Below are 9,913 nucleotides of genomic sequence, written 5' to 3' on the forward strand. Positions count from 1 at the left end.
ACGTGCAATAGCAGTCGGTGCTTCCGTTTTAGTCACGAAGCCCGAACCGGCGGCGTTCTCTTTCCTCGAAGCCATAAATGGCCTCCGACACCCGCCCCGATGAACCACCGCTGCCACCCAGGCCTTTTAGCTGGACCTGGAACAGGATGCGGTTCTCGAGGGTCTGATCGTCGGTCAGGTAATTCTGGCTGACCAACTGGACACTCCAGCAACAGTTATTATATTCAATTCCGGCCAGCGAGCCTGCGGTTCGGTCAGTCTGCGAATCGTAAACCCAGCGGCCAATCAGGCTGACATTATCTGTGACAGGAAAAACCGCGCCGATATCCGACTGTTCAAATTCCCCGCGTCGATAGGTGTGTCCGAGCGTGGCCAGATACCGATAATTTTCCGAGTGAAACACCAGTTGACTGCGACCTTCAACGGTCTGGTGTGTACGCGGATCCCATAATCCGGACGTTCGGATATCAAGCGTGTCAATTGGCCGCAGAACCGCCTCGCCTGCCAGGGCCGAGCCACTGCGGTCATCTGCGCCCTGGCCGTTCAGGGTAACCTCGCGATCATCGTAATAGTAGAGCTGCCCGAGACTCAACCGGGCTCGTTCGGCACCAGTGTTCAGGTCATTAAAACGCGTGGTAACTGCGGTGGCGAGCTGGTTGGTATCGCCTACGCGGTCGCCGCCGGTAAACCGGTTACGGGAAAACAGATCGTCGAAACGAAAGCCCTGAATGGCCGAGTCAAAATCCGGAATGAAACTCTGATCATCGGCGTCTGCCCAGGCGTAATAGAGCCTTGGCTCCAGCGTTTGATTATACGGTATGTCAAACAATGTGGACTGACGATCAAAGTACAACCCCGAGTCCCATTCAAACACCGGCACGGTGCGGACAAAACTGCCATCGCCAGCGGTGTAGTCTTCCAATTCGTAAACGGTGTGATCCAGCGTTACCGAAGGCCGGGCATAACCCCACAGCGCCCGCATCGGCAACGCCAGCTCAGGCAGCACTCGAAGGCGCTGGCCGGTGGCACGGTCAAGCCCGGTCAGCCCGGCGTTGTCACGATCAAACCAGGTGTACTGACCTTCGAACACGGTCTCGAAAAAACCCCAGTCTCTCTCAACCCCATATAGCGCCTCTGGTAACTGGTCGTAGGGCTTGTTCTGATCCGCAATTCGGTCCGTTATGGTCTGATAACCATTCAGGTAAAGCTCGAAAAACTGCTGACGATCGGTATAGCGCACCCCACCACGACGCACAAGATGCGTTGCCTGGCTGATCTCAAGGCCGCGATTGAGATCACTGAGGTAGTCATTATCGGACACCACCGAGTAATCGCCATACCCACTCCAGCCTGACCCAAAGCTTGCCCGGGTGCTGAAATCCAGCCCCCAGCGCTCGCCATCAGCCCCAGGTTCTTCGTCTTCGTAGGCACCGTCATTGGCGATATAGCCGAGTTGGAGAACGGACTCCCCGAGGGGCGACAGGTAACGCCCCTCCGCCTCACTAAAAAGGCCTCGGCCATGGATATACTGAGGTGTCAGCGTAGCATCGTAGTGGGGAGCAAGATTCAGATAATAGGGTACTGAGAAAAAACCTCCGCTGCCGGTATTTGACGTTCCGAAGGCCGGGTATAAAAAGCCACTCTTGCGACGGTCATCAATCGGGAAGCTGGCGTAGGGCAAATAGAAAACCGGAACATCTTTTATTTCCAGCCGCACATGTCGCGCCTCGCCAACCCCCTCTATCTGATCAAGCTCAATCTCGGAAGCCACCAACGCCCAGTCATTCTGGCCCGGAGCACAGGTCGTCAGGTTGCCCTGTCGAATGACTACCTGGCCTGACTGCGGCTGCGAGAGACTAAGTGCCGAGCCACGCATTTCAGCCGCGTGTAGCAGAAACGTGGCGCTGTCGATATCAAGACGGCCAGTGCCGGTGTCATAACCTGCCTTCTCGCCAGTTAACAAAACACCCTGCCCTCGGCTCACCAGAGGGCCGGTGAGGCTGAGCCGACCATCTGTCTGATTGTAGCGAGCCTCAGAACCGGTGACGTCAAACTGGCCCTGGCGCAGACGGACATCCCCTTGCAACCAAAGCGTCTGGTCGATTTCATAGCGGGCTGACAGACCGCTGGCCCGCAGCGGCTCGCCACTGTTGTCCGGCGGTACGGCTCCCATCCCGGCTTCCTGCCGATAACCTTCCGGTTGCAGGTAGCCTCCGGCACAGAATTCCGGCAGGGCGTTACGCTGTGCTTCTGGCAACTCCGCTCTTGCTCGCCAATCGGTCTCGGCGGCAGTTAACGGTTGGTCGGCCACCGCCTTCACAGGGCCCGCCAGCACCACTGCCAAAACCATACCCCCCTTACACAGAACACGCCCGCCAGCCAGCTGCTTCAGCAGCGCCGGAGTGAGCACATTGCTTGGATAAACTGGCACGATGGGGGGGATCCCTGTCCGGAGATGGATGGCGATTATTAAGGACCGCCTAGGTCAACGAATTAGCCAGACGGGACACTAGTTTACACGCCGCACTTAGCCTTGTTAACGGAAACCGTTTTAATAAAACCCTTTTACGTGCCATGGCAGCATCTGCTAACTTTCGTGGTTCACAGCCCTCAAGAAAGTAGCAGAGCCGTTCATGGACACCCGACTACACGCACTCACCCAATGGGTTCAGCAGCAGCCTGGCTTTGAGCAGGCAGCGCTGTCACCGGTTTCCGGCGATGCCAGTTTTCGGCGCTATTTCAGAGTGGCAACGCCAGGGTCCCGCTGTATCGCCATGGACGCTCCGCCAGAGCACGAAGATTGTCGCCCGTTTGTGGCGATCGCTCAACACTGGCTAAGCCAAGGTGTTTCAGTGCCGGAAATTTACGCAGAAGATCTGGCCCTCGGTTTTTTGTTACTCGAAGATTTCGGCGATAACCTGATGCTCGGCGCCCTCGATAACGACAATGCAGATCAGCTATACACCGGCGCCCTTGATGAGCTTTGCCGAATCCAGCAGATCAAGGATCATCCGGACCACCCCTTACCGCTCTATGACAACGAATTGCTCAATCGGGAAATGGCACTATTCCCTGATTGGCTTCTGACCCGACAACTGGGCATTGACCTGTCCAACGGCGAACAGTGCATGCTGGATACTGCCTTTGCGTTCCTCCGGGAAAGCGCCCTGGCCCAACCCGAAGTGACCGTGCACCGGGACTATCACTCCCGCAACCTGCTGATCCGTAAAGGTCTTTCAGCCCCGGGTGTGATTGACTTCCAGGATGCCGTACGCGGGCCAGTAACCTATGATCTGGTATCGCTGCTTAAGGACTGCTATATCCGGTGGCCCGAACAGCAAATTAACCGGTGGATCGAGTACTACCGTACCATCAGCATGGAGGCGGGCCTGCATCACGCTGACCCCGACACCTTCCGCCAGTGGCTGGAGTTGATGGGTATGCAGCGCCACCTCAAGGCGGCGGGAATTTTCGCGCGGCTTGCCATCCGGGATGGCAAACAGAGTTATCTGGCGGATATTCCGCGAACCGTGCACTATCTGGTGGAGGCGAGTGGGCGGCAACCGGCGTTGCGCCACCTTAACGGCTGGCTGCGGGATGTGGTAGAACCAAAACTGACAACACTTTCTGCACAGCCACAAACAGTTGACACTGGAGGTCACTGAACAGGTGAATGCGATGATTCTGGCCGCTGGTAAGGGGGAGCGCATGCGGCCGCTGACTTTAACAACCCCAAAGCCTCTGCTGAAAGCCGGAGGCAAAGCTCTGATTATTCATCACCTCGAACGGCTGAAGTCCGCTGGCTTTTGTCAGGTTGTCATTAACCATGCCTGGCTGGGCGAACAGATTGAATCCGCCCTCAACGACGGTTCCCGATTCGGCCTGGTCATCACCTACTCCCGGGAACAACAACCGCTGGAAACAGCCGGGGGTATCTTACAGGCGCTGCCGCTGCTGACCGGCGACGGGCAGGACTGGTTTGTAGTGGTTAACGGCGATATCTGGAGCGATTTCGACCTCGCGGATTTGACGCCGCCGAGCGGTGAAACCACTGCACTATTAGTGATGGTGGATAATCCACCCCATCATCCCGACGGCGACTTTGGCCTTGATCACCGTGGTCGCGTTCACGATCATGGTAATCCTGCACTGACATTTTCCGGCATCAGCCTTCTGCACCGCTCCCTGTTTGACGGCCTTGAGCACGGCAAGCGAAAACTGGCACCTATCCTGAAAGCCGCCATGGAACGACACCAGGTGGAAGGCATTCATCATCAGGGCCTCTGGTTTGACATCGGCACCCCGGAGAGACTGAACGAGCTTGACCGGCAGCTGGCACGACTGGAAGGAGCTTAATCCATGGCCTCGTCTGCCGGTGAATCTTTAGTGCCTGCTCGCATTGAATCAGAATTCCAAGTCTTGCTGGAAGAGCTTAATGCCTGTGGCCATCAAGCCAGCGAACTGATCGCCCGGACCCGACTGCCGGGGTGGTGCAGACGAAGTCTGTTCTACTTCCTGGGCTACATTGCCAAATCCGAAGGCCACGTAACCAGTGCTGATATCGGTTTTGCCGAGGCTCTGATGAAAGCGCTGAAACTGTCCCCGCGGCAGCGTCGCAAGGCCATTGACCAGTTTCAATCCGGCAAGCAGGCGGAGGAACCTTCCTCCTGGCGTGCCCTGCGGCTGCGTCTCAGCCAGTGGGCGTGGCCCTCGCCAGCATTACGGGTCGTCTTTTGCCTGTGCCACGCAAGTCAGCTACAGGGCCAGCCCACCAGATCACGCCGATACCGCTGCGAAGACGCCATTGACCGGATGGGGCTACCCCCGGGTCTGATGCGGAAAATCCTCGACAGCTACGCGCGTAAGGTCTGGATTACCCGGCCGGAGCTGCAGCCCTTGCCGGACAGTTATGAGCAGGCCTGCAAGCTACTCGGAGTCGGCACCCGGGAAGAGCTCAATAAAATCAAGCAGGCCTATCGCCGGCGGGTCTCTGAGTGCCACCCGGACAAGCTCGACCGGAATCTCGACGAAACCGACATTGCCCTCGCCAAAGAACGCCTGTTGCGTTATCAAAAGGCCTGGGAGCTGATAAAGCGGCGACATTAAACAGCATGTTCACTCTCACGAACGCAGCCAGCCTGTCATCCGATTGACCAGCCCACGGGCATCCCTGGGTAGCGGACGGACGCCCATAGCGAATGCCCGCTGCTGATAACCTGCCACGCCTTCTCGCTTCATACGGCTCTGACGGGCTTTTGCCCCGGCGAGCCCGGACCGGCTGCTGACGATATCCAGTAGTGACAGCCCAGGCACCGCCTTCAGTGTGTCGATCATTGGCTGCCCCTCCGCTGATTCAAATTCCGCCCCAATCATCACTACGGCCGCCTGCGCAGCGGTCCCCTCCGCCAGGTGCGAGATGACATGGCTGGCGCCGCGACCGATTCCTACCAGTACCAGGCGCTCATACCCCCGCTCTGTGAGCTCGTCTACAGCCATCGTAAGTCGGGCCTGAACGCGGGCCTGATAGTCCTCTCCCAGTTTGGCCAGTTCATCGCTGTCCATCACGTCAATCATGACGGCTTCTGTTTCCTGCTCATCATCGAGCTGCCCCTCGGCTGAGGCCGACTCTTCACTCACCGCGCTGCGCTGGAGCTGTTTGGCCCTACGGGCCTGATCGAGGACTAGCGGGAGCGCGGGCAACCCCAGTGTCATAGCTGCCCAGCCAGCTTCAGCAAAAGGCTCGCGTATCGCTCCCGCCAAGCCGGTGTTGGCGGACTGGCCCTCGTCAGCCAGCAGCAATACCGCGCCTTTGGGCTGCGCCGTCTGCTCTGCCTCGAAAAGTGCGAGGGCACGACCAGACCGCTCGTTTTCCAACCAGATAGCCTGTTCGGGAAGAGCTTTAGCCAAGGCCTCGGAATCCACATCAGGCGACACCATCACCCGTTCGGAGCGAGTTTCTTCAACCTCATCCTGAGCATAAACAGATGACCAGAGCCCTATCGCGACGAGCACCGGGAGGGTAAACATCAAACCTTTTTTTAACTTTTGCCGCATCCTGAAACCCCATCCCCTAAAGTGTTAGACTATCATTCTTTTGCAGGTGGTCACTGCCACCGGAATACTTCCAGTCTTGTCGAGAGAGCCTTCATGAAGCCCTATCAGATTGCACCGTCCATTTTGTCCGCTGATTTCGCCCGTCTGGGGGAGGAAGTCGACAGCGTTCTGGCTGCAGGTGCGGACATCGTGCATTTTGATGTTATGGATAACCATTACGTGCCCAACCTCACCATTGGGCCCATGGTGTGCCAAGCACTGAGGAAACACGGTGTCACTGCCCCGATCGACGTGCACCTGATGGTTTCCCCAGTGGATGACCTGATCCGCATGTTCATCGATGCCGGGGCCAGCTACATCACCTTTCATCCGGAGGCCACCGGCCATATCGACCGGTCCCTTCAACTGATTCGCAACGGTGGTTGCAAGGCTGGTCTGGTGTTCAACCCGGCAACCCCCCTACATCACCTGGATTATGTGATGGACAAGATCGACATGATCCTGCTGATGTCGGTGAACCCCGGTTTCGGTGGCCAGTCGTTCATCCCCGGCACGTTCGACAAGCTACGAGAAGCCCGCAAGCGTATTGACGACAGCGCTCTGGATATTCGCCTCGAGATCGACGGAGGCGTAAAAATAGAGAACATCCGCGAAATTGCCGCCGCAGGCGCCGATACTTTCGTCGCCGGCTCTGCCATCTTCAATACCGATGACTATAAAGCCACCATCGACAAAATGCGGACTGAACTGGCTAACACATGATGACGCTGACAGAACTGTTCAAGGGCCAGGGGCCCGCTACGGTATTGTTTGATCTGGATGGCACCCTGGTCGACAGTGCGCCTGATCTGTCTGCCGCCATCGACCAGATGCTGAGAGCACTTGGGCGCCCCCCCGTAGGCGAGGACCGAGTGCGTGAGTGGGTTGGCAATGGGGCTGCAGTGTTGGTTCGCCGCGCCCTCGCGGGCGACTTTGACCATGAGATAGACACCGTTTCCGACGAGCTTACCTTCCGCCAGGCGCTGGATTTGTTCTTCACCGCTTATGCCGACCTGAATGGCCAGCAGGCTCAGGTTTACGACGGAGTGGAAATCTGGCTGCGAGCACTACGTGCCAGAGGTTGCCGCTTGGGAGTAGTGACCAACAAACCCCACGCTTTTACCGGGCCACTGTTGAAGATGATGGGCCTGGACCACTGGTTCGAGGTCTCTGTAAGCGGAGACTCACTGCCCCTGAAAAAACCCGACCCCTCGCCGTTGCTCCACGCAATGGGCAAACTGGGCGGAACGCCTGAAACCACCCTGATGGTGGGGGATTCGGTAAACGACATTCGCGCCGCCCGCAATGCCGGTATGCCGGTGGTCGCGGTTCGTTATGGTTACACCTATGGCACACCTGTGGACGAACTTGGCGCGGATATAGTGGTTGATTCACTGGCGGAGCTTTTGTAATCTCGTGGCTAGTTCCTCTCACCTACTTGATTTCGGGAGATTCCTGCCGTGCAGGGAATGATTCTGACTGCAACTCACAGTGTACTGACCCCCCAGGCTACGCGCTGGTGGCGATGGCGTACTGGCTGAATTGAAACCGGCGGTTTATATCTTGCTACACACCTGTGGTAACCAGTTGCCTAAACTCTGACCGATGTGGTCGCCTTGGCGCAACCGGTCGGACCCGCAGATCAGAATCCAGGATGATTATCATGACACCCGAGCACTTCGCCTCCCTTAACGAGGCCGGCTTTAACCGCATTCCCATTTACCGGGAAGTATTGGCTGATCTGGACACGCCATTAAGCACCTACCTCAAGCTTGCCAATGCACCTTATACCTATCTGCTCGAATCCGTTCAGGGCGGAGAAAAATGGGGCCGTTATTCCATTATCGGCCTACCCTGCCGGGAAGTGCTTCGGGTGGACAACCATCAGATTTCCATCAGCCGTGACGGCAAACTGATAGAAGAAACCCATAGCGATGATCCCCTGGCCTTTATCGAAGCTTACCAGCAGCGTTTCCAGGCGCCGGATCTTGAAGAACTACCCCGTTTCAACGGCGGCCTCGTAGGCTACTTCGGCTATGACACCGTGCGCTACATAGAGAAACGACTGACGCAAAGCTGCCCGCCCGACAAAATCGGGACTCCGGACATCCTGCTGATGGTGTCCGATGATCTGGTGGTGTTCGACAACCTGCGGGGGCGCTTGCACCTGATCACCCACGTCGATCCTTCTCTCGAAGGCGCATATGAAAGTGCCCAGCACACCCTGGACGAACTCGAAGCCCGCCTGCACCGGCAGGTGGCCGATGCTCCGGTGACTCCCGACCATCTGCGGGGCCATGTGGTGGATGAAAGCGATTTTATCTCCGGGTTCAGCCAGGATAAATTCGAAGCCGCGGTAGGCAAGATCAAGGATTACGTGCTGGACGGCGATGTCATGCAGACCGTGATCTCCCAGCGCATGTCGATTCCCTTCGAGGCACCCCCTCTGAATCTCTATCGATCCCTGCGGGTACTGAACCCTTCACCCTATATGTATTTTCTGGATCTCGGGGACTTTCAGATTGTTGGCTCCTCGCCAGAGATTCTCGCCCGGGTGGAAGATGAGGAAGTCACGGTTCGGCCCATCGCGGGCACCCGGAAGCGTGGTGCCACCGATGCCGAAGACAACGCGCTGGAAAAAGAGCTGCTGGCAGACCCCAAGGAAATTGCCGAACACCTGATGCTGATCGACCTGGGCCGTAACGACACTGGCCGCGTATCTGAAACCGGCACCGTGAAACTGACCGACAGGATGATCGTGGAGCGCTACTCTCACGTTATGCATATTGTCTCCAATGTCACCGGTCGCCTGAAAGAGGGCATGTCGTGCATGGATGTGCTTCGCGCTACCCTGCCAGCGGGAACACTCAGTGGTGCGCCCAAAATCCGGGCAATGGAGATCATCGACGAGCTGGAACCTGTCAAACGGGGCGTCTACGGAGGCGCAGTAGGCTACCTGTCATTCAACGGCAATATGGATACCGCCATTGCCATCCGTACTGCGGTTATCAAGGACCAGACCCTCCACATACAAGCCGGTGCGGGCGTAGTGGCGGATTCGATACCTCGTCTGGAATGGAAGGAAACCATGAACAAGGGCCGTGCGATCTTCCGCGCAGTGGCCATGACCCTGAACGATTTCGACCACTGAGGCAAGGAGACGATTATGCTGCTGATGATTGATAATTATGACTCCTTTACTTACAACGTCGTCCAGTACCTGGCCGAATTGGGTGCAGATGTTCAGGTCTACCGCAACGATGAGATTTCGGTTGCTGACATAGAAGCCCTGAAGCCCGAACGCCTGGTAATTTCGCCGGGGCCATGCACCCCCAATGAAGCGGGCATCTCGATGGATACCATCCGGCATTTTGCTGGCAAATTGCCTATTCTCGGCGTATGTCTGGGCCACCAGGCGATTGGTCAGGTTTACGGTGGTGCTGTCATTCGCGCCGGGCGGGTCATGCATGGCAAGGTTTCGCCTGTCTACCATTCCGACGCCGGGGTATTCAGAGGTCTCAATAACCCATTGCAGGCCACCCGTTATCACAGCCTGGTTATCGACAAAGCAACCTTGCCCGAGTGTCTGGAAGTCACCGCCTGGACCCGGAATGAAGATGGCTCGGTGGAGGAAATCATGGGCGTTCGGCATAAAACGCTGCCCATTGAAGGCGTACAGTTTCACCCGGAATCGATCATGACTGAGCAAGGGCACGAACTGTTGCGGAATTTCCTGAGAAGCTAATATATCGGGCCCGACGCTGGAATCGAGCCCGACCGATGCCGGGGTTGGTTTTCCCAAACACGCCCATGAATACGT

At 57.2% G+C, this 9,913-nt stretch carries 9 protein-coding genes; 7 read left to right on the forward strand and 2 right to left on the reverse strand.

What is annotated here, in order from left to right; genetic code table 11:
• Nucleotides 1–28: 28 nt before the first annotated feature.
• A complete protein-coding gene (locus WEB64_RS08975; protein WP_368060820.1) occupies nucleotides 29–2,350 on the reverse strand; it encodes an LPS-assembly protein LptD in 2,322 nt (773 codons plus the stop codon).
• A gap of 283 nt (nucleotides 2,351–2,633) precedes the next feature.
• Here WEB64_RS08975 and WEB64_RS08980 point away from each other — a divergent pair, with 283 nt between their 5' ends.
• Genes WEB64_RS08980 through WEB64_RS08990 form a run of 3 tightly spaced genes read left to right on the forward strand, consistent with a single transcriptional unit; the run spans nucleotide 2,634 to nucleotide 5,106 of the window.
• Nucleotides 2,634–3,665, forward strand: a complete 1,032-nt coding sequence (locus WEB64_RS08980; protein ID WP_368060218.1) for an aminoglycoside phosphotransferase family protein — start codon at nucleotides 2,634–2,636, stop codon at nucleotides 3,663–3,665.
• A gap of 4 nt (nucleotides 3,666–3,669) precedes the next feature.
• A complete protein-coding gene (murU, locus tag WEB64_RS08985; RefSeq protein ID WP_368060216.1) occupies nucleotides 3,670–4,356 on the forward strand; it encodes an N-acetylmuramate alpha-1-phosphate uridylyltransferase MurU in 687 nt (228 codons plus the stop codon).
• Between the two features lie 3 nt (nucleotides 4,357–4,359).
• Nucleotides 4,360–5,106: a molecular chaperone DjlA gene (locus WEB64_RS08990; protein WP_368060214.1), complete on the forward strand. Its 747-nt coding sequence runs from the start codon at nucleotides 4,360–4,362 to the stop codon at nucleotides 5,104–5,106.
• Nucleotides 5,107–5,121: 15 nt separating this feature from the next.
• Here the strand turns inward: WEB64_RS08990 and WEB64_RS08995 are convergent, their stop codons facing one another.
• A complete protein-coding gene (locus tag WEB64_RS08995) occupies nucleotides 5,122–6,054 on the reverse strand; it encodes a DUF3530 family protein (RefSeq protein ID WP_368060212.1) in 933 nt (310 codons plus the stop codon).
• A gap of 93 nt (nucleotides 6,055–6,147) precedes the next feature.
• Between WEB64_RS08995 and rpe the strand changes: the two genes are divergently transcribed.
• From rpe to WEB64_RS09015, 4 genes are all read left to right on the forward strand, one after another.
• Nucleotides 6,148–6,816 carry a ribulose-phosphate 3-epimerase gene (gene rpe, locus WEB64_RS09000; protein ID WP_368060210.1) on the forward strand — a complete coding sequence of 223 codons (669 nt, stop codon included), beginning with the start codon at nucleotides 6,148–6,150 and terminating at the stop codon, nucleotides 6,814–6,816.
• Nucleotides 6,813–7,505, forward strand: coding sequence for a phosphoglycolate phosphatase (locus WEB64_RS09005; protein ID WP_368060208.1), 693 nt, complete (start codon nucleotides 6,813–6,815; stop codon nucleotides 7,503–7,505). The genes rpe and WEB64_RS09005 overlap by 4 nt, the downstream gene beginning before the upstream one ends.
• A gap of 251 nt (nucleotides 7,506–7,756) precedes the next feature.
• On the forward strand, nucleotides 7,757–9,244 hold the full coding sequence (trpE, locus tag WEB64_RS09010) for an anthranilate synthase component I (RefSeq protein ID WP_368060206.1): 1,488 nt from the start codon (nucleotides 7,757–7,759) through the stop codon (nucleotides 9,242–9,244).
• A gap of 15 nt (nucleotides 9,245–9,259) precedes the next feature.
• Nucleotides 9,260–9,838: an aminodeoxychorismate/anthranilate synthase component II gene (locus WEB64_RS09015; RefSeq protein ID WP_368060204.1), complete on the forward strand. Its 579-nt coding sequence runs from the start codon at nucleotides 9,260–9,262 to the stop codon at nucleotides 9,836–9,838.
• Nucleotides 9,839–9,913: the final 75 nt, after the last annotated feature.

Source organism: Marinobacter sp. (assembly GCF_040882185.1).
GTDB lineage: Bacteria > Pseudomonadota > Gammaproteobacteria > Pseudomonadales > Oleiphilaceae > Marinobacter.

Coding starts and splice junctions, on each gene's coding strand:
- WEB64_RS08975 (WP_368060820.1), bottom strand. CDS start 2,350: ATGGTTTTGGCAGTGGTGCTGGCGGGCCCTGTGAAGGCGGTGGCCGAC.
- WEB64_RS08980 (WP_368060218.1), top strand. CDS start 2,634: ATGGACACCCGACTACACGCACTCACCCAATGGGTTCAGCAGCAGCCT.
- WEB64_RS08990 (WP_368060214.1), top strand. CDS start 4,360: ATGGCCTCGTCTGCCGGTGAATCTTTAGTGCCTGCTCGCATTGAATCA.
- WEB64_RS08995 (WP_368060212.1), bottom strand. CDS start 6,054: ATGCGGCAAAAGTTAAAAAAAGGTTTGATGTTTACCCTCCCGGTGCTC.
- rpe (WP_368060210.1), top strand. CDS start 6,148: ATGAAGCCCTATCAGATTGCACCGTCCATTTTGTCCGCTGATTTCGCC.
- WEB64_RS09005 (WP_368060208.1), top strand. CDS start 6,813: ATGATGACGCTGACAGAACTGTTCAAGGGCCAGGGGCCCGCTACGGTA.
- trpE (WP_368060206.1), top strand. CDS start 7,757: ATGACACCCGAGCACTTCGCCTCCCTTAACGAGGCCGGCTTTAACCGC.
- WEB64_RS09015 (WP_368060204.1), top strand. CDS start 9,260: ATGCTGCTGATGATTGATAATTATGACTCCTTTACTTACAACGTCGTC.